Source organism: Paraburkholderia monticola (assembly GCF_001580545.1).
GTDB lineage: Bacteria > Pseudomonadota > Gammaproteobacteria > Burkholderiales > Burkholderiaceae > Paraburkholderia > Paraburkholderia monticola.
Genome location: NZ_LRBG01000039.1, coordinates 247843 through 266829, shown reverse-complemented (window position 1 = coordinate 266829; position 18987 = coordinate 247843). Strand labels below are relative to the sequence as shown.

General features: G+C 63.1%; 18 protein-coding genes. 8 read left to right on the top strand and 10 right to left on the bottom strand.

Annotated elements, in window-relative coordinates:
• Nucleotides 1-17: 17 nt before the first annotated feature.
• Nucleotides 18-1511, bottom strand: coding sequence for a sensor histidine kinase (locus CI15_RS32290; protein WP_062136948.1), 1494 nt, complete (start codon nucleotides 1509-1511; stop codon nucleotides 18-20).
• On the bottom strand, nucleotides 1508-2254 hold the full coding sequence (locus CI15_RS32285) for a response regulator transcription factor (protein WP_062136946.1): 747 nt from the start codon (nucleotides 2252-2254) through the stop codon (nucleotides 1508-1510). Before CI15_RS32285 ends, CI15_RS32290 begins: the two co-directional genes overlap by 4 nt.
• Before the next feature lie 198 nt (nucleotides 2255-2452).
• Between CI15_RS32285 and msrB the strand changes: the two genes are divergently transcribed.
• The 3 genes from msrB (at nucleotide 2453) to msrA (ending at nucleotide 5665) form a co-directional block, all read left to right on the top strand.
• A complete protein-coding gene (msrB, locus tag CI15_RS32280; protein ID WP_062136943.1) occupies nucleotides 2453-2965 on the top strand; it encodes a peptide-methionine (R)-S-oxide reductase MsrB in 513 nt (170 codons plus the stop codon).
• A 67-nt stretch (nucleotides 2966-3032) separates the two neighbouring features.
• Nucleotides 3033-4880 (top strand): cytochrome c biogenesis protein DipZ, encoded by a 1848-nt coding sequence (locus tag CI15_RS32275; RefSeq protein WP_062136940.1) that lies wholly within the window; start codon nucleotides 3033-3035, stop codon nucleotides 4878-4880.
• Nucleotides 4881-4927: 47 nt separating this feature from the next.
• The gene (gene msrA, locus CI15_RS32270) at nucleotides 4928-5665 is read left to right on the top strand and encodes a peptide-methionine (S)-S-oxide reductase MsrA (RefSeq protein WP_062136937.1); all 738 of its coding nucleotides are present in this window, start codon (nucleotides 4928-4930) and stop codon (nucleotides 5663-5665) included.
• A 23-nt stretch (nucleotides 5666-5688) separates the two neighbouring features.
• Here msrA and CI15_RS32265 read toward each other — a convergent pair whose 3' ends face one another.
• Nucleotides 5689-6231: an ureidoglycolate lyase gene (locus CI15_RS32265; RefSeq protein WP_062136935.1), complete on the bottom strand. Its 543-nt coding sequence runs from the start codon at nucleotides 6229-6231 to the stop codon at nucleotides 5689-5691.
• Nucleotides 6232-6262: 31 nt separating this feature from the next.
• Nucleotides 6263-7207: a LysR family transcriptional regulator gene (locus CI15_RS32260; protein WP_062136932.1), complete on the bottom strand. Its 945-nt coding sequence runs from the start codon at nucleotides 7205-7207 to the stop codon at nucleotides 6263-6265.
• A 186-nt stretch (nucleotides 7208-7393) separates the two neighbouring features.
• Between CI15_RS32260 and CI15_RS32255 the strand changes: the two genes are divergently transcribed.
• From CI15_RS32255 to CI15_RS32245, 3 genes are all read left to right on the top strand, one after another.
• Nucleotides 7394-8077 (top strand): DUF2848 domain-containing protein, encoded by a 684-nt coding sequence (locus tag CI15_RS32255; protein WP_062138352.1) that lies wholly within the window; start codon nucleotides 7394-7396, stop codon nucleotides 8075-8077.
• 5 nt (nucleotides 8078-8082) lie between these two features.
• The gene (locus CI15_RS32250) at nucleotides 8083-9438 is read left to right on the top strand and encodes an amidase (protein ID WP_062138350.1); all 1356 of its coding nucleotides are present in this window, start codon (nucleotides 8083-8085) and stop codon (nucleotides 9436-9438) included.
• Nucleotides 9439-9564: 126 nt separating this feature from the next.
• Nucleotides 9565-10710 carry a branched-chain amino acid ABC transporter substrate-binding protein gene (locus CI15_RS32245; protein ID WP_420915892.1) on the top strand — a complete coding sequence of 382 codons (1146 nt, stop codon included), beginning with the start codon at nucleotides 9565-9567 and terminating at the stop codon, nucleotides 10708-10710.
• A gap of 40 nt (nucleotides 10711-10750) precedes the next feature.
• Here the strand turns inward: CI15_RS32245 and CI15_RS32240 are convergent, their stop codons facing one another.
• Nucleotides 10751-11602, bottom strand: a complete 852-nt coding sequence (locus tag CI15_RS32240) for an aldo/keto reductase (protein WP_062138348.1) — start codon at nucleotides 11600-11602, stop codon at nucleotides 10751-10753.
• Between the two features lie 176 nt (nucleotides 11603-11778).
• Here CI15_RS32240 and CI15_RS32235 point away from each other — a divergent pair, with 176 nt between their 5' ends.
• The gene (locus tag CI15_RS32235) at nucleotides 11779-12750 is read left to right on the top strand and encodes a LysR family transcriptional regulator (protein WP_062136926.1); all 972 of its coding nucleotides are present in this window, start codon (nucleotides 11779-11781) and stop codon (nucleotides 12748-12750) included.
• A 303-nt stretch (nucleotides 12751-13053) separates the two neighbouring features.
• On the top strand, nucleotides 13054-14601 hold the full coding sequence (locus CI15_RS32230) for a J domain-containing protein (RefSeq protein WP_062136923.1): 1548 nt from the start codon (nucleotides 13054-13056) through the stop codon (nucleotides 14599-14601).
• Between the two features lie 66 nt (nucleotides 14602-14667).
• On the opposite strand, the gene CI15_RS32225 is transcribed toward CI15_RS32230, so the two are convergent.
• From CI15_RS32225 to CI15_RS32210, 5 genes are all read right to left on the bottom strand, one after another.
• The gene (locus CI15_RS32225) at nucleotides 14668-15471 is read right to left on the bottom strand and encodes a hypothetical protein (protein WP_062136920.1); all 804 of its coding nucleotides are present in this window, start codon (nucleotides 15469-15471) and stop codon (nucleotides 14668-14670) included.
• A 104-nt stretch (nucleotides 15472-15575) separates the two neighbouring features.
• The gene (locus CI15_RS32220; protein WP_062136917.1) at nucleotides 15576-16484 is read right to left on the bottom strand and encodes a LysR family transcriptional regulator; all 909 of its coding nucleotides are present in this window, start codon (nucleotides 16482-16484) and stop codon (nucleotides 15576-15578) included.
• A 162-nt stretch (nucleotides 16485-16646) separates the two neighbouring features.
• The gene (locus CI15_RS37195; protein ID WP_153041241.1) at nucleotides 16647-16940 is read right to left on the bottom strand and encodes a hypothetical protein; all 294 of its coding nucleotides are present in this window, start codon (nucleotides 16938-16940) and stop codon (nucleotides 16647-16649) included.
• Between the two features lie 60 nt (nucleotides 16941-17000).
• Entirely contained in the window at nucleotides 17001-17996 is a 996-nt protein-coding gene (locus CI15_RS32215; protein ID WP_062136913.1) for an alpha/beta hydrolase, read from the bottom strand.
• Nucleotides 17997-18012: 16 nt separating this feature from the next.
• Nucleotides 18013-18897: an MBL fold metallo-hydrolase gene (locus CI15_RS32210; RefSeq protein WP_062136911.1), complete on the bottom strand. Its 885-nt coding sequence runs from the start codon at nucleotides 18895-18897 to the stop codon at nucleotides 18013-18015.
• Nucleotides 18898-18987: the final 90 nt, after the last annotated feature.

Genomic DNA, 18987 nt, shown 5'->3' with positions numbered 1-18987 from the left:
CATGGGCGAATACCCAGTCAGAGCGGGACGCTGGAAGCCCCCGACTTCTCCGCTGTCGGCAGATCGAAGCAGAACGTCGTGCCGGGGCCTGTACCTTCGAGCAGGCGAATCTGGCTGTGATGCAATTGCAGCATGCGCTGCACGATCAGCAGCCCGAGTCCGCCGCCGCGGCGCGTGCCGCCCGAGCTGAACGGGCGTTCGAACATGCCTTCACGCTGCTCCGCTGGAATGCCGGGACCGGTGTCGCTGACCGTGATCGATACCCGGCCGTCCTTGTGCGCGAGATCGACGGTGATCTCGCCGTCGGCGGGCGTGTGCCGGATCGCATTGTCGAGCAGGTTCGTCAGCACGCGCTCGATCATCCCCAGATCGGCGCAGACGGCCGGCAGGCGCGGCGGAATGCCCGCTCGCAGCCGGATGTGCCGCGCCTCGGCCGGCAGTTCGAATTTCTGGAAAACGTCCTGCACCAGATCGACCAGCGAGAATTGCTCGAGCGCGGGTTGCACGTTGCCGTGTTCGAGCCGGGCCAGTTCGAATAACGATTGCGCGAGCCGCCCGACCTTGACGCTTTGTGCCAGCGCGATCGCCAGATAGCGTTTGCGCTCGGTGTCGCTGAGCGTGTCGGCCTTGAGCGACAGGGTCTCGAGGTAGCCGTGCAAGGAGGTGAGCGGGGTGCGCAGGTCGTGCGAAATATTGGCGATCAACTCGCGTCGTTGCTGGTCCTGTCTCGTTAGCGCACGCCACTGCACACCGATGCGGTTCGCCATCTGCGCAAACGTGGCTTCGAGCACGGCGATTTCGTCGCGCTGTCCGGCCGGCGCCGAGCGCGGCACGGCCGGTTGGGTGTCCGGCTCGCCGTCGGCGTCGAAGCGGCGCATGGCTTCGGTGAGGCTGCGCAGCGGCCGCGTGATCAGGCCAAATGCCATCAGGCCCGCAATCAGGCCGAGCAGCGCGACCAGCGCCATCGACCACAGCGTAGTGCGCAAAACGGAGCTGGCGGCCACGCGTGCGGCGAGCGCATCGTGTTCCTCACCGAGCAGGACCACATAGATATAACCTGATGGTTGCTGGCCCTTCAGTTGCAGCGGCGCCGCACTGAACACCTTTTTCCCGTCGAGGTTGCGCGGATCGTCGCCGAGGATCGGCAACGCTTCTCCGGCGATGAATTGCCGGATCGGCCCGAGATCGACCTGAGTGCGCTTGACGTGGCCCGTGGGGGCGTCGTCGCCCTTGATACGCCCTTGATTGTCGAGCAGGTACACCTCGACGCTCGGATTGACCCTCATCAACTGACCGAACAGTTGGCGCACCGCGTCGGGCCGCAGGCCGTTCGCGTCCATCAGCGTGGTGCTGTGCGCGATATCGTCGGCGACGCTGCGCGACAGGCTTTGCACGACTTCCTGTTCGTGCATCTTGCTCGAACGGATCTGCAGCCACGCCGACGCACCGCAGCACGCCAGCAACAGTATCGAGAAAACGAGCGAGAGCCGCTGCGTCAGTGTCAGGTTCACGGCGCGTCCCGAGATGTGCCGGCGCGCGCCGGCGAGTCGTCCGGGCCAGCCAGCTTGTAGCCGCGCCCCCAGACCGTCAGGATGCGCTCGGGCTCGGACGGGTCGGCCTCGATCTTGGCGCGCAGCCGGTTGATATGGGTATTCACGGTGTGTTCATAGCCCTCGTGCTGATAGCCCCACACGGCGTTGAGCAGGTCGATCCGCGAGAACACTTTGCCGGGATGCTGCGCGAAGTAATAGAGCAGGTCGAATTCACGCGGCGTCAGTTCGATGGGCTTGCCGTCGACGCTCGCCTCGCGGGTCAGCGGATCGATCGTCAGGCCGCCGATGTGCAGACTGCCCGCATCGATGCGCGAGTCTTTCGCCATCGCTTCGACGCGCCGCAGCAACGCCTTGACGCGCGCGACCAGTTCGAGCACGGAGAACGGCTTGGCCAGGTAGTCGTCAGCCCCGAGTTCGAGGCCGAGAATCCGGTGCACTTCGCTCGAACGCGCACTGGTGATGATGATCGGCGTATAGCGCGCCATCGCGCGGGCGCGCCGGCAGATCTCCAGACCATCGACGCCGGGCAGCATCAGATCGAGGATCATCGCGTCCCAGCCGCCTTGCTCCAGCAGACGCAGCCCTTCGTTGCCGTCGGCGCTGTGGACGACTTCGTAGCGCTCGTCGCGCAGATTGAGACTCAGCACGTTGGCGATGTCGACGTCGTCTTCGACGATCAGGATGCGCTTGGGATGGTCCATGGAGGGCTTTAGACGCGCGTGAGAGCGAGGTTCAGAGCATTGGAAAGATGGGCGCCGCCAAAAGCGGCCGTTGCTCCATTGTGCAAAATTTCCGGGCGGCGAGTTATCACATTTAATTTAACTTTTCGTGAGGACTTCGACATCGTCGCGGCTCTAGTATGGCGCCACTTTCCACTGATTCGCGTCAAGGAGCTCGTCATGCAAAGCAGAAGGCGATTCCTGTTTTCAGGTGGGGCAGCGATGGCGGCGCTGGCGGCGATAAGCCGTTGGCGTCCGCTGGCGGCCGCCCCGGTGGCGGATGGCGAGCCGGCCGGCAGCTTCGAAGTGGTGCATACGGACGCGCAATGGCGTCAGTTGCTGACGCCGTCTCAGTATTTGGTGTTGCGTAAGGAAGGCACCGAGCGGCCTTTTAGCAGTCCCCTGAACGACGAGCACCGCGCGGGCGTGTTCGGCTGCGCGGGTTGCCGGCTCGATCTGTTTGCGTCGCGCACGAAGTTCGATAGCCACACAGGCTGGCCGAGTTTCTGGGCGCCGCTCGAACACGCCGTGGCGACGCGCGAAGACAGATCGTTCGGCATGACGCGCAACGAGGTCCACTGCCGGCGCTGTGGCGGCCATCTCGGTCACGTGTTCGATGACGGTCCAGCACCGACGGGACTGCGCTATTGCATGAACGGCGTGGCGATGAATTTCACGCCCGCCGCCACCTGAACGCCCGCGCCATCCGGCGATTCTTCCCTCCACTACCCAGCGACCGGCAGCCATACCGGAAACCGACATGCTACTCATCGTTCTCGCCTATCTCGGCGGCGCCCTCACGATACTCAGTCCGTGCATCCTGCCGGTATTGCCGTTCGTTTTCGCGCGCGCCGATCAGCCGTTCCTGCGCAGCGGACTGCCGTTGCTCGCAGGCATGGCGCTGACGTTCGCCATCGTCGCGACCCTGGCCGCGGTAGGGGGCGGTTGGGTCACCCAGGCCAACCAGTACGGCCGCTGGCTCGCGATCGCGTTGCTCGCCGTCTTTGGACTGACGCTGCTGCTGCCACGCTTCGCGGATCATCTGATGCGTCCGCTGGTGAGCGCCGGCAATCGCCTGTCGAACTTTGCCCAGGGCGACGGCGGGCAGGTTCGCACAGGCTCGTCATTTCTCCTGGGTGTCGCGACCGGGCTGCTGTGGGCGCCGTGCGCCGGTCCGATTCTCGGCCTGGTGCTGACCGGCGCAGCGTTGCGCGGCGCGAGCGTCGGCACCACGCTGCTGCTGCTGGCCTATGCGGCCGGTGCCGCGACCTCGCTCGCGCTGGCGCTGCTGATCGGCGGACGGGTGTTTACGGCGATGAAGCGCTCGCTCGGCGCAGGCGAATGGATCCGCCGCGGGATCGGTGTGGCGATGCTGGGCGGCGTGGTGGCGATTGCGCTCGGCCTCGACACGGGCGTGCTGGCGCGTGTCTCGACCGTCGCGACCGGCGGCATCGAACAGAGACTCGTGGACCGGTTTTCGCCCGCTGCGACGCCGGTCAATTCGTCGGGCAATTCGCCGGGCAATGCAGCGGGCAATGATGCCGTCATGACCGCCAGGCCCGCCGCCGATGCCGTCGACTCCGGCGCGATGATGCGTGCCGCGCATGCCACGCCGGCGGGAGCGGCTCCGTTGCCCGTCGAAGGCGTGCTGCCGACGCTGGATGGCGCCGTCCAATGGTTGAATTCCCCGCCGCTCTCGGTTCAAGACCTGCGCGGCAAGGTCGTTCTGGTCGACTTCTGGACGTACTCGTGCATCAACTGCCTGCGTTCGCTGCCGTACGTCAAGGCGTGGGCGCAGAAATACAAGGATCAGGGCCTCGTCGTGATCGGCGTGCACGCGCCGGAATTCGCCTTCGAGCGCAATATCGACAACGTCAAAAAGGCCACCCACGATCTCGGCGTCGACTATCCCGTCGCCATCGACAACAACTACGCGATCTGGCGCGCGCTGAACAATCAGTACTGGCCGGCGCACTATTTCATCGATGCGCAAGGGCGGATTCGCCATCACCATTTCGGCGAAGGCGACTACGCGGAATCGGAACAGGTGATTCAGCAGCTGTTGGCCGAGGCGGGTCATCCGGGCGCGTCGAAGGTCGCGCTCGGCATCGCGGGCGGAGGCGCGCAAGGCGTGGAGGCAGCGGCCGACAATGCCAATATGCGCTCGCCGGAAACCTATATCGGCTACGAGCGCGCGGAGAATTTCGCGTCGCCCGGCGGTGAGGCGCAGGACAAGGTGCGCACCTATGCGGCGCCGTCGCAGCCGGCCGTCAACGACTGGGGGCTCGTCGGCGCGTGGGAGGTGGGCGCCGAACACGCGACGCTTGCGGCCGCGTCCGGGCGCATCGTCTATCGCTTTCATGCCCGCGATCTGCATCTCGTGCTGGGTCCGGGTAAGGACGGCAAGCCGGTTCGCTTCCGCGTGAGTGTGGATGGCGCTGCACCGGGCGCCGCGCACGGCACCGACATCGCTGCTGACGGCAGCGGCACCGTGACCGAACAGCGTCTCTACCAGCTCGTTCGACAAACCGGCGATGTCGCGGATCACACGTTCTCGATCGAGTTTCTGGATCCCGGCGTGCAAGCGTATGCATTTACGTTCGGGTGATCGAGGCCGGGCGACGTGAATCAACCCCTCTTTGCAGGACTGACATCATGTACACGATCTTTACTCGCCAGACTCCCCGGAGCAGGCGTGCAGTCTTTACCCGACTAGCCGGTTGCGTCGCCATTGCGGCGAGCGTCTTCGCGGTGCAGCGCATCGCGAATTCGGCTGAAGGCGCGATCAGGATTCCAGCGCCCACTCTGGATGAAAAAGTCGGAGCAGCGCATAGCGAAACGGCAGTGTTCGCGGGTGGCTGCTTCTGGGGTGTCCAGGGTGTATTCGAACACGTGCGGGGCGTGAAACAGGTCGCCGCGGGGTACACGGGCGGTGCGGCCGCGACCGCTCAATATGAAACCGTTAGCGAAGGCGACACGGGACACGCGGAGTCGGTGCAGATCACCTACGACCCGACTCAGATCACCTACGGACGGTTGTTGCAGATTTTCTTCTCGGTGGCACATGACCCCACCGAGTTGGACTATCAGGGACCCGACCACGGTACGCAATATCGCTCGGCGATTTTCCCGGCCAATCCAGAGCAGCGTAGCGTTGCACAGGCCTACATCGCGCAACTGGAGAAGGCGCATGTGTTCTCAGGACCGATCGTCACGCGCGTGGAGAACTTCAAGGGGTTCTATCCGGCGGAGGCCTACCATCAGAACTTCCTCGCAAACCATCCCGACTACCCGTACATCGCGATAAACGATTTGCCGAAGGTGAGTGAGCTGAAGCGGATGTTTCCCGATGTGTATCGCAACGATCCGACGCTATTGAAAGTCAGCGACTAGCAAGCATGCGTGCGCCCGCTTGCTCAAGACGTACCCAATTCGAGCGTACGACGGTCGATAGACCTGACGACGCTTTCGCAAGCTGGCGCGCCCGTCTTCAGATGGACGACGAGATCGTAGGTGGTCGAAGGGCGTGTCAGCATCAGGCAGGTGGCCTCGCTATTGATGACACGCGTTGCATGCCAGATGTTCGGCCGCATGCACAGACCTTTGCCGACAGGAATCTCGAATGCCCGTAGCGACGCGAGATCAGGCTCACCATCTTCCAGCGACGTCGCGACGATGTGCACGACGGGCGCCGTCAACGGCACGATCGCCTGCTGCGTCAGACGATGCAGTTCGAGCGACGCAATCTCCGCGTTGCGATTGCGGTACACGACCCACAGTATTTCTGTTTTTCCATCCGTGCCGGTGTCGAACAGATGCTCGCGCCAGAAGTCCGATGCCGGGCTGACGAACGCGGGCGCGTCGCCATCCGTGCGCACGGGATTACCGAGCAGCCAGCCATAGGGCTCGCAGCGATGGGCTTCGAGCGGTTCGATAGCAATGCAAAGTGCGGTCAGCATGTCGGCGTACTCGTATCGATGAATGGATCGCTCAGGCGTGTGCGATGGCGTCGTCCGATGGCGGGAACAAGGCGAATTCGGGCCCATGTTTCAGGCTGAAATCGAGCACGACGTTCAGCGCGAGCCGGGTGATCGACTCGGCAAGCAGGCTGTCGGGCGTGCGTCGATAGGCGGCGACGAGCGGCAACGCGGGCACGCGATGCGTGACTTGCAGCAACTGCAACTGGCTGGCTTCGAGTTCGCGCATCACGAACGCGGGCGGCAACACGGCGATGCCAAATCCGTCGACGACCAGCCGGATGATCGCCGCCACCGACGAAAGACAGTTGATCTGCACCTGCACATCGCCGCTAGCTGCGAACAGGCTGGCAAGAAATTCATGCGGCGGCGAATGACGCGCGAAGCTGATGACCGGATACGCGGCGAGTTCGGTTTCGGTCAGCGCCTGCGCGCAAAGATTGAGCGCGGGGCTCGCCATCCAGCGCATCGGCAGACTGCCGAGCGGCACGTTCGTCATATCCGCGCCGGCGACGCTCGTGGTCTGAAACGAGACGTCGAGATGACCGTTTGCGAGTTGCGCGGAAAGATTCGCAGAGGTATCGCTGGTCAGTTCGATCACGAGATTCGGATACTCGTCGCGAACCCGTTTCAGCAAATCGGGCAACCAGGTATGCACGATCGATTCGATCACGCCGAGCCGCAGCAGGCCCGACACCTTCGATCGATCGCCGACGCTCGCGAGCATCGCCTGATTCAGCTTCAGCATCTGTTCGGCGAACGGCAGCGCTTTGGTGCCGTCCTGTGTGAGCGTCGCTTCCTTCGGGCCGCGCTCGAACAGCCGCACGCCGAGTTCCTGTTCCAGCGCGGAAATGCGGCTCGAAATGGCGGCCTGGGTTGCATGCAGGCGTTCGGCGGTCAGCCGGAAGCTGCGCAGCCGTGCGAGCCAGACAAAGGTTTCCAGAAATCGCAGATTCATTCACAACCCTGACGAGGCAAGCACGAATGGCTCAGTGTAGCGCCGCGTTGCGCCCTACGTGACAAGAAAATTTTCAGCCGCGCGACAACATTAATTTGTTGGACACGCCTGCCGCGCGCGCCAAAACTTTGCAGCGAATGCCCGGTGATGAAGGGCAAACACATCGTCAAAACAGAGGGCGCTGCAATGAAGAACGTGTCATGTGAAATCCAGGGCGGGCGGGCCATTCAGGTGAACGCGAGCCGTCTCGTGATTGCGGGCTGGGCGGGACGCGATGCCGCCGAGGTCGAGCATCACATTCGCGAGCTGGAAGCGATCGGCGTGCGCAGGCCGTCTACCGTGCCGTGTTTCTATGAAGTCGCGCCGGCGTTGCTGACGACCTCGGGCAGCATCGAAGTGATTGGCGAGCATTCGTCAGGCGAAGTCGAAGTCGTGCTGGTGCAGACGGAGGCGGACGGCTTGCTGGTCGGCATCGGTTCGGATCATACGGATCGCAAGGTGGAAGGCTATGACGTAGCCGTGTCGAAGCAGATGTGCGCTAAGCCACTCGGCAAAACGCTTTGGCATTATGCGGACGTTGCCGCGCATTGGGACGCGCTGATCGCGCGGAGCTGGCGCATCGATGAGAGCGGCGAGCGCATCCGTTATCAGGAAGGCACGCTTGCGCGGCTGATGCATCCCGAAGCGCTGATCCGGCGGGCGTTCGGCGCGACGTCGATGATTCCCGAGACCGTGCTGTTCTGCGGCACACAGCCCGTGCTCGGCGCGCTGACGTCCGCTCACGCTTACGAACTGGAACTGCACGATCCCGTACTCGGACGCAGCTTGCGGCATCGTTATTCCGTCGATGCGCTCGCGCATACGGAGTGATGGCGATGCGCACCCTCCGTGAATCCCTCAAGGCGCTCGCGACGAAAAACCTGTCGGCCCGCGAACTGCTCGACGCGAGTCTCGCGGCCATCGACGCCGATCTTGCGCGCGGCGGCGCGACCTACACGCAGATCGACCGCCTGGCGGCGCGCGAAGCCGCCGACGCCAGCGACGCGTTTCGCGCGCGTGGCTATGTGCCCTCGGCGCTGGCGGGCGTGCCTGTTTCGGTGAAGGATCTGTTCGACATCAAAGGACAGGTGACGACAGCGGGATCGCGAATCCTGCGCGACGCCGCGCCCGCCGTGCGCGATGCCGCGGCCGTCGCGCGTTTGCGCGAAGCGGGCGCGGTGTTCGTCGGTCGCACCAATATGAGTGAGTTCGCGTTCTCCGGTCTCGGCCTGAATCCTCACTACGGCACGCCGATGAATCCCGCGCACGCAAAGCGTCTTGCCGGCGGGTCGAGTTCGGGCGCGGCGGTGTCCGTTGCGCTCGGACACGTCGTCGCCGCGCTCGGCACCGATACCGGCGGCTCGGTCCGCATTCCTGCCGCGTTCTGCGCACTGGTCGGGTTCAAGCCGACCGCGCGGCGTGTGCCGCTCGAGGGTACCGTGCCGCTCTCGTCATCGTTCGATTCGGTCGGGCCGATTGCGCGCAGCGTTGACTGTTGTGTGTTGATGGACGGCATCGTGTCGGGCCAAGCGCTCGATACTGCGCCGCGGCCGCTCGCAGGACTTCGGCTCGGTGTGACGTCGGACTATGTAGCAGACGATCTCGATGACACGGTGAGCACCGCCTTCAATCGCGCTATCGGCATGTTGCAGCGCGCGGGCGCCACGGTCGAGCGCTTTGCGTTTCCCGAACTGCATGAGGTGGCGGGACGCTATCCGCTCGCGGGCGTCACGGCCGCGCAGGCGTGGGCGTGGCACCGCGAGCACGTCGCACGCGACGCCGACGCGTATGACCCGCGCGTGCTGAAGCGTTTGCGCGTCGGCGAAGGGCGCAGCGCCGCCGACTATATCGACCTGCTGGCCGCGCGCGAACGCTTCGTGCGCGACTCGCGCTCAAGGCTCGCGCGCTTCGATGCCTGGCTGATGCCGACCGTCGCAGTCGTACCGCCGGCCATTGTGCAGGTCGAAAACGACGACGAAGCCTTCTTCACGACGAACGCGAAAGTGCTGCGCAATCCCAGCGTCGTCAACTTCATGGACGGTTGCGCGCTGACGCTGCCATGCCATCGCGAAGGCGAGCTGCCCGTGGGCCTGTCGATCTGCGGACCGGCGCTCGCCGATGCATCGATTCTCTCAATCGGGCGCAGCGTCGAAGTCTTGCTACGGCACAGCGCGAACGGCGCGACTGCATAAGCTTTGTTTATCGGCTGCAAACAGAATTTCTCGTTGGACGCGCAATGGCGGCGAACGAATACTGGCTATCAGGCGCGATCCAACCCATAGCGCTCATTCAATTTCATAACCGATGTGAGGCAGCCCGTGAAACAGAACTTCCGCTCTCTGGCCGGCGTCGTCGCGCTGGCCGCCATACAGGCATCGGCCCACGCCGCCGATGCCACTCCCGCTGTCGTGCTGGTCGGCCACGCGGCGCCGCTCACCGGACAACTCGCGAACATGGGCAAGGACAGCGAAAACGCTGCGCGCCTCGCCATCGATGAGATCAACAGTCAGCATCCGGTGATCGGCGGCAAGCCGGTGCGTTTGCAGCTCGATTCGCAGGATGATGCGGCCGACCCGCGCACGGGAACGCAGGTCGCGCAGAAGCTGGTCGACGACGGCGTGGTGGCCGTGGTCGGCGATATCAATTCGGGCGTATCGATTCCGGCGTCGCGCATCTATAGCGAGGCGCAGGTCGTGCAGATTTCTCAAGGCTCGACGAACCCTGCCTACACGCAGCAGGGTTACAAGACGACGTTCCGCGTCGTCGCGACGGATGCGTTGCAAGGGCCGGCGCTCGCACGCTACGCGCTCAATTCGCTGCACGCGAAACGAATTGCCGTGATCGACGATTCGACGGCATACGGACAAGGGCTCGCCGATGAATTCACGAAGGCGGCGAAGGCCAACGGCGGCACGATCATCACGCGCGAAGCAACCAACGACAAGGCCACCGACTTCCGCGCGATCCTCACGAAGATCAAGGGCTTGCGGCCCGACGTCATCATGTACGGCGGCTCCGACGCAACGGCTGGCCCGCTCGCGAAGCAGGCCGCGAATCTCGGCATGACGGCGAGCGTGCTGGGCGGCGACGGCGCCTGCACGGAGAAGATGGTGAGCCTCGCGGGCGATGCGATCGGCAACGTGGTGTGTTCGGAAGCGGGGCTCGCGCTGTCGAAGATGCCGAAGGGGCAGGAGTTCGACCGTCGCTACACGGCGCGCTACAAGGTGCCGATCGATGCGTACGCGCCGTTCGCCTACGATGCCGTCTACGTGATCTACGACGCGATGAAGCGCGCCAATTCGACTGACCGCGAGAAGATTCTCGCCGCGATGCCCGTCACGCAGTATGACGGCGTGATCGGCAAAATTGCATTCGATCCGCACGGCGATCTGAAGGATGCGGCGATCACGATCTATCAGTTCAAGGACAAGAAGAAGACGGTGATGGATGTGATTCGCATGTGATGGTGCGACGGGTCGGCGACGAAGACTTTCCGATCGTGCGTCACAGGCCAAGTTTTCGTTCGCTCATCCACTTCACGATTGCCGGATCGCGATGGGAAAAGAAACTGCTGGTGCCGGTCTCCAGCGTTGCGATGAGCTGCATGTCTTCCCCTGACAGTTCGAAGTCGAAGATGGCCAGGTTTTCCAGCATTCGCTCCTTCCGTACGGACTTCGCGAGCGCGACGATGCCACGCTGAACCACCCATCGCAACACGACCTGGCCAACGGTTTTGCCGTAGCGTTGAGCGATGGCCGCCAGGTGCTCGTTCTGAAACAGGTTGTTCCGGCCTTCGGCAAAGGGCGCCCACGCCTGCGGCTGCACGCCGAGCTCGCGCATGAAATCGACGCTTTCAGCCTGCTGGTGAAAAGGATTGACTTCGATCTGGTTGACGGCTGGCTTCACTTCGTTGAACGCCGTGATGTCCATGAGGCGATCGGGCTGGAAGTTGCTCACGCCGATCGCCCGCAGCTTGCCGGCGCGATACGCTTCCTCCATCGCTCGCCACGATCCATGCACGTCCGAGAACGGTTGATGGATCAGGAACAGGTCGAGGTAATCCAGATCGAGTCGCTTCAGCGATTTGTCGATGGCCACGCGAGCGCGTTCATAACCCGCATCCTCGACCCACAGCTTGCTGGTGACGAAAAGCTGGTCACGCGGGACGCCGCACCGTTTCAGGCCTCGTCCGACGGCCTCCTCGTTCTTGTACGACGCAGCCGTGTCGATCAGGCGATAGCCCGCCTGCACCGCGTCCACGACGCAGCGCTCGCATTCTGCCGCGTCGGCGATCTGAAAGACACCGTACCCGACGATCGGCATCTTGATTCCATTGTTCAGGGTCACGTCTTGCATGTTCGATCCTTTGGTGGCGAGCGTCGATGACATGGGGCAATCGCCCCTCGTCCGTCACTTTATGCGCCCCAGTTTCAACTGAATAGACGATTTCGCCTTGCACCAGTATCAACTCCTGATTGATACTCGGTAGCCTGCGCAACGGTTCCGTCCGCGCTTGAACAGAAGAGTTCACCATGCCCGTCAATGACTTCAAGGCCATCGCGACGTTTGCCAAAGCCGTGGAACTCGGCAGCATCCGGCAGGCTGCCCTGGCTCAAGGCGTCACGCCCCAGGCGGCCAGTCAGGCCATTGCGCAGCTGGAACAGCGTCTTGGCGTGCGCCTGTTACACCGGACGACGCGCAGTCTCGCTCTCACCGAGGAAGGCCAACGGTTCCTCGAGAACACACAGCCCGCCCTGGCGGCGCTGGACAGAGCGCTGACCCTGGCGCGAGAGTCCAAGGATGAGATTGCGGGGCCGCTGCGGATCGTCGGGCCGAAATCGTCGTTTGCCGCGATCCTAATGCCGGTGCTGGATGAATTCTGCCGGGAGCACCCCGGTATTCAGCCGGATGTCCAGCTCGATGACGGTATCGGCAACTGGGTGCTGGATCGCGTCGATGTCGGGTTCCGGATCGGGGCGTCGCCCGGCGAGGGCGTGATCGGTCGACAACTGTTCCCGATCCAGATGATCGTCTGCGCGGCGCCCAGCTACCTGAAAGCGTACGGCACGCCATCGACACTCGATGAGCTGGCTGCGCATCGCTGCAGCGTCTACCGACATTCGGCCACCGGCAAGGTGGCGCCCTGGTACCTGAGCGTGGACGGCAAGCTCGAATATCGCCAGATGTCTCCCGCGTTCGCGACGAACGATGCGGAACTGGAACTGCAAGCCGTGCTCGCGGGGCGAGTCATCGGTCAGCTCGCGAGCTACTCGGCGGCACCCCACATTCGTGCGGGGCGACTGGCGCCAATTCTCCTGAAGCATATGAGCGCGCACATCGGTTTGCACGTGTACTACGGAAGCCGAGCTGCTCAGCCCAAGCGCGTACGAGCGTTTCTGGACCTCGCCCTGTCTCGTCTGCATAACCGTAGCGACTATGTGCTTGCTGACAAAGAGCTTGCTCAGATTGGATCGCGTTCCAGGCGCTCCGGCCGCGTTCGCTAGTGCCCCAGGGTTAGCGAGAGCAAATCCTGCGCTGCCATGTCGAGCGGCTGTAATCGGCAGACGGATTCAGCCGGTGTATGGAAAAGTCCGGTGGAACCGCCCGGCTGGCGGAATTTGGAGTGGTAACGCACGCAAGGGACCGGTCGAGTGTTGCGCAAGACGTCGTCGTGGGCATAATCGAAACGGGCGTGCCCTTCGTCGACTTCGTACGGAAATCCGGAGTTGCCAACTGCGGCACGCCGCGCGCTGCCGTAAATACCACACCCCCATCGGGCGGGGGTAGGCGACCAGTCCACACCCGCGATGCACACACACTATGACAACCTGCGCGTAACGCGCAACGCGACGGCCGGTGTCATCAAGGCGGCATATCGCGCACTGAGCCACGAGTTTCACCCGGACAAGAATCCTGGCCGCGATACGACGCGGATCATGGAAATCATCAACGAGGCCTATGCGGTGCTAAGTGACCCGGCTGCGCGTGCCAGGTACGATGCGAAGCTGCTCAATGACGAGGCGAAGTCGAGCAGCAAACAGCAGGGCGCCGCGAGCGCAAAGCCTGATGCAAAGATATTTGAAGCAAGGCGTAAGCGTGCGGCTGAAGCGGCCGCACGGGAGCGTCGTGCGAGGGAGGCGGCGGCAAAGAACCAGCGTGAGGCGGAGCCGGTAGCGCGGAGCGGCAGAGTGGCGGGCAAGGTCGCGAAGACCGTCTGGGGCTCGATGGCTGTCTTGGCGATCCTCGCAGTGGCGACGGAATACGGAACGACCCCACGTAGTGATCCGATCACACTCGTGCGTGCGGTGCAGCACGAGGCAGTGCATCCCGCGGCGTCCACCGTCCCAGCTAACCCGAATCCCTCACTCGGGCAGTCGTCCGATATGGAGCCCGGAAGCTGGACCAACCCGATTTCCGGGCTACCGTCGGACCTCGACGACCGCTGGCGTGAGCATCCGTCCCTCGAGGGGCAGCGATATGCGTGGGTGTTCAAGTCGGCAAGCGGTGAAGTTGCCGCCATCAACGTGGGCCCTGTCTCTGACCGGGAGCTGGCCGCTGGACCGGATAGCCGGTCGTATCCTCCGATTGTCCGGTTCGACAAGGTGACTGTCGGCGGACGTACCGTCTGGGAGGGGACCGGAGCGGGCGCGGTACACACGGACAATGCCAATTCAGGCGGTCTTCCCGGTCTGACCGGCTACCTCAGCGCTTCCGGGGAAAAGTTCGCGCGCGCCTGGATTTTCGAGGGCAGCGGCAGTCGGTGGGAAGTCCTCTATCTGTCGAAAGTCGCGAATCCCGATGCGGAGCGCAATGCGCAAGGATTCTTCGAATCGATACTCGTGTCGACTCGTGGCGATGAAGCTCCCGTCGGTGCGAAGCCGAACGGGCCGATGGTTTGGGTAAATCCCGTCACGGGGCGATCGGTACAGTTTAGCGGTCTATGGGAAGCGAATCCGCTTCTGCTCAGCAAGGTCAATCCTTGGGCTTATGCGTCTGCGTGTCATCTCGTCGAGGACACATGCACGAGCAGCCACGAAGCAGTCGGTATTCGTTTCATTCCCGACCCGGAGAAGAACGCGCCTGCCAGCTATCTGGACGCGCTGCGCTCGGTCAATGACCCGACTTACCCGTTGCTCGGCACGGCCAGCGAGACGCTTGAAGGCGGACGTCAAGTCATCGCCGGGCGAGGGCGAGTCGACGTCCACCTGTCCCCCGGCCCGGACGTCCGATACTGGATTTTCCGGGCCAATGGGGGAGTCTGGCGGATCGTCTACACCGCCGAGTCGGGCTATGACAACGAGAACAACGCCTATCAGTTTTTCAGGGAGGTCTTCGGTACAACGCTGGATTCGTAGTCTCCAGGTACTCCGATTGGGAAGCGGTGGTTGAGCCCGCCGCCGAGCGTTTCCCGCCTGCTTCAGTCAGGGCCTCGCATCCTCTGGCTCGGGGCCACTGGCCTGAATAAAGCGGCTTTGTATCGCGACGAGTTGGTCGTCAGTGGTTGCCACGATCCACGACCGTGCGTGCTCCGCGATCTGGCGGTTGTGGTCCTTCAACGGACCCATTGCCGCAGCGGACTTCCAGACCACCGGGCCAATTCGGCTGCTGCGGCCCGACGGCGCACCCACCAGCAGGCAGTATGGCCCAAGAGGAAGCGAGACAAACGGAAGGGCCGGACTTGCGCGCACGCGCCAGTCGATGAACGGCGCCTCGCTGATGAGCAGGGGCGTGGGCAGACCGTAAAGCACACTGAAATCGTACAGCGCCAATTGTTCGCGCATGCCCGTGTAGACACGCCGGATATCGCCGACAACCGCGGCGCGGATCTCATCCTCGAACATGGGTTCCTGCTCATAGCGCGCGAGGGCCTCCTGGGCGTCCAACTGATACGCGCTGAACAGGCCGAGTTCCATGCAGTCCTGCACCGCGCGTTGGACCTCGGCGATAGTGCCGGCCTCTTCGGGCTTGCCTAACTGCGCTGCCCTCAAAAACCGGGCGAGTCCCGCCTCCTGGATCGCAGGACCTTCGACGGACGCGTCGTCGTCGGCATCCTTGTCGAGCGGCACGTATAGGTATTTTTCGGCCGCGAAGCGCGACTTCTTCCCTTCGTCAAACTTGATTGCGCCATCGGTACAGTCCAGATATCGCGTGCCGACTCGGCCATGCTCCCAAATCCAGTTCTTCAGGAACGGACGTAGCGGATGCAGTCTTTCTTGATTGGTCATCGAAGTCTCCAGGTCCCACAGTATAGATCCACGTGGCCGCTTGCTCGGTAGCGGAGGGACATGGCATCGCATCTAACCGGTTCTGACGCCAACGATGTTGTGCGCTATCCCGCGACTTGCATCGAGCGGAGCAGTTCGATTGCCCAGTCGACGAATACCCGGACCTTGGACGCGAGATGCCGGTTCACCGGATACGCGACGTGCGCGGGAATCTGGTCGCCTTGCCAGTCTGGAAACAACCGTTGCAGCGCGCCGGATTGCAGATGCGGTGCGACCAGAAACGCATACGTCGTCAGCACGCCAAGTCCGGCGAGACCCGCGGCGAGCGCCGCGCCCGAGTCATTGACGGTAATCTGGTGCGATCCGCGTACCTCGGTGGTCGCTCCATCGCGCGTCAGTTGGAACGCGAAGTCGCGGCCCGAGCGTGGCGATGTCATCCGGACGACCGTGTGGTCTTTCGCGAGATCTGCCGGGTGTCGAGGTACGCCCTGACGTTCGAGGTATGCCGGCGATGCGCACGTGAACAGCGGTAACGCGCCCGCCGGCTTTGCAACCAGTGAATCGTTCAGGATCGGGCCAAGCCGCAATACACAATCGAGATTCTCCGCGATCAGATCCACGGAGCGATTGCCGACGTTCATTTCAACCTGCACGTCAGGGTAACGTGCAAAGAAATCGGGGAGTGCGGGTATGACGACGTGATACGCCAGCGAGGCCGGCAACTCGACCTTGATCTTGCCCCTCGGCGAACGCGTCGCGCTCAGTACGCTCGAATCGAGCGAGCCGACCTCGTCCAGCAAGCGGATCGATCCTTCGTAGTAGACCTGACCCTGCTGGGTGAGCGTGAGTTGCCTGCTGGTGCGATGCAGAAGCTTGACGCCGAGCTCATGTTCGAGCGCTTGAACGAGACGTGTCACCGTAGACTTCGGGACGTTCATGAGGTCGGCAGCGCGCGTGAAGGTGCCCGCATCGACGACGCGGACGAAGGCCTGCATGGCGGCGAGTTTATCCATTCGAAAGACCGGCCAATGGGCCGCCAGATGTAGATGGGCCAGTGTATCGCCGGGCTGACCAGCGGGTGCGGGACTATTCTCCCATGTCGGCCGGATGACCGGTCCCGCGCTGGTACGTCGGAATGTGGTGCACGCTCGTCCTCAGTTGTTCTTCGCCGGCGCCTAACGCTTGCCGCTCACCGGAAGCACCGATGTGAGAACGCCGGGTGGCAAATGTACGGTGTCGTCATGTGTCACGGCGCCAACGAATTTCCATCCGCTCGGCAATTTGACGAATGTGAATCCAGTCGGCCGATCGACGAACACGGCGTAGAGGCGGCCCGTCGATGATCCTGAAGTCGCCGTTGCCGACGAACCTGCCGCCGCGTCGTTAGGACCGTTGACTTGCCTCGCGGACGAGAAGGCGTGAACAACAAGCGCCGAAGCCGCAATTGCAGCATAAACAATGGGTTTCACGATGATCTTTCCTTCAGCGATGGTCGGCTCGGGTGTGAATCGCGCGAGGCGAGGTGCGCCTCATAGCGCTACCGTGGCGTCCATCGGGCCGGCCTCGCTCATGAAGCTCGCCAATGCGTCATAGGCCTGCTGCCGGTTCTTTTCGAGCATCAGCATGTGGGTGGCTTCGCCGAGTTCGAGCCAACGTTTGTACGGTGCGCCGGTCAGATTGACGAAATAGTCCTGCGCAAGAGATATCGGCACGTCGATATCCCATTCGCCATGCACCAGCAATACGGGTACTTCGATCTGGCCCGGATCGTAAAAGGGCTTGCTCGCCGCCCAGAATTCGCGGATATCCTGCACCGGACCATTGACTGCGCGGATCGACTGGTTCGCTCGCAACGTGTCATCCGGTTCAGAGGCGACGGTGTTGTCGAGCCACGCTTCGAATCCCCCTGCAGGGATCAGCGAGTCGCGCTTCGACACGGGCGCTGCGCCGATCCAACGCTCGCGAGCGTCCGCCGCCCGGACCACGCGGTATGCGCCGAGTACACCGCCTGCATCGAGCGGGATCGGCTGGTCGCTGACCCATTGCGGCGCGACGAGGCCGAGCTTGCGTACCTTGTGACCGTTGCGGGCCGTGAAGGCGCCGCTCACGCTGCCACCCCACGACATGCCGATCAGATTCAGTCGTGCAATACCCGAAGTACGCAGCACGAAGTTCACTGCCGCGGTGAAATCGCGGATGCCCGATTCGGTTCGTCCCAAGGGCTCACTTTGAGATGCCGGCAGGTTCATCTGCGGCGGCCGCGTGGATTCGCCGTAGCCGCGCGCATCGACGGCATAGACGTCGAAACCCGCGCGCGCCAGGTAATCCATGAACGAGTAGCCGCCGATGGCGGTGTCGAAGAGACTGCCGGAACCATAGGTCGCGCCGTGCATCAGCAGTACCGTGCGCGCTTCGCCGAAATCGGATTTTCCGGCCGGCCGCTTGTTGCGGATATGCAGTTCGATGTCCGGCGTGTCGCTCGGGATCATGAAATCTTGCATTTGAATCGCGGAGTCGGTGCTCATGATGATCTTTTGAAATTTAACGGGGAAACCAGACGAAGCCACCGTCCGCACGGCCGACGGTGCCCGCCGAGGTGCCGGGAAAATGGCTGCTGAAGAACGTCGCGCCGTGGTCCGCTGCAAAATTCAGCGCCCAAAGACGGGAGGCGCGTGCATCGTCCTGAAACTCGCAAAACACGGAGTTCCACTCGGGCTTCGCGACCTGCACAGGGTGATGCATGACATCGCCGGCAAACAGCGCCCGCTCGCCATTCGACGTGAGACTGATCGACAGATGGTCGAAACTGTGGCCCTTGGTCCGGTGGAACGTGAAGCCGTCGAGCGGCTGTTGGTGTCCGGCGTCGATCAGTAGCGCCTGGCCGGCATCGACGATGGGTTGCACGCTGTCCTCGAACACGCCCGCACTCGGCGTTTGCACATGTTCTTCCTCGGCATAGAACCGGTATTCGGCTTCGGAGAACACGTATTGCGCGTTCGGGAAGGTCGGCACCCAACGCTCGCCGTCGCGCACGGTGTTCCAGCCGACGTGATCGACATGCAGGTGGGTCACCAGCACGAAATCGACTTGCTCGGGTTTGATGCCGATCGCGGCGAGTCGCTCGAGGTAGGGCGTATCGAGCTGGTCAAAGATCGGATTGAGCGGGCGACGCTTGCCGTTACCCGCGCCGGTATCGATCACGATCGTGTGGCGGCCGGTCTGAACGATCCAGCTATGCACGCTGAGCGCAAGCGTTTCGCCGTCGGCCGACACGTTTTCAGGCCCGATCCAGCGTGGCCGGTCATGCGTCAGGATCGTGCGATCCCGGTCAGGAAAAAGAAATGCGGAAGAAACTTCGGGAAGAATCAGTTCGGTTACGCGAGTGACGGTCGCATCGCCGATCCGGTAGCGTTGAATTCTGTCCATTTAAAAGCGGTTCCTGTCGGAGGGGCCCGGCGGGTGCCAGGGCATGGACGTCATGGTGCCGTCTCCCGCCTCGTCGAAGAAGCGGGCCAG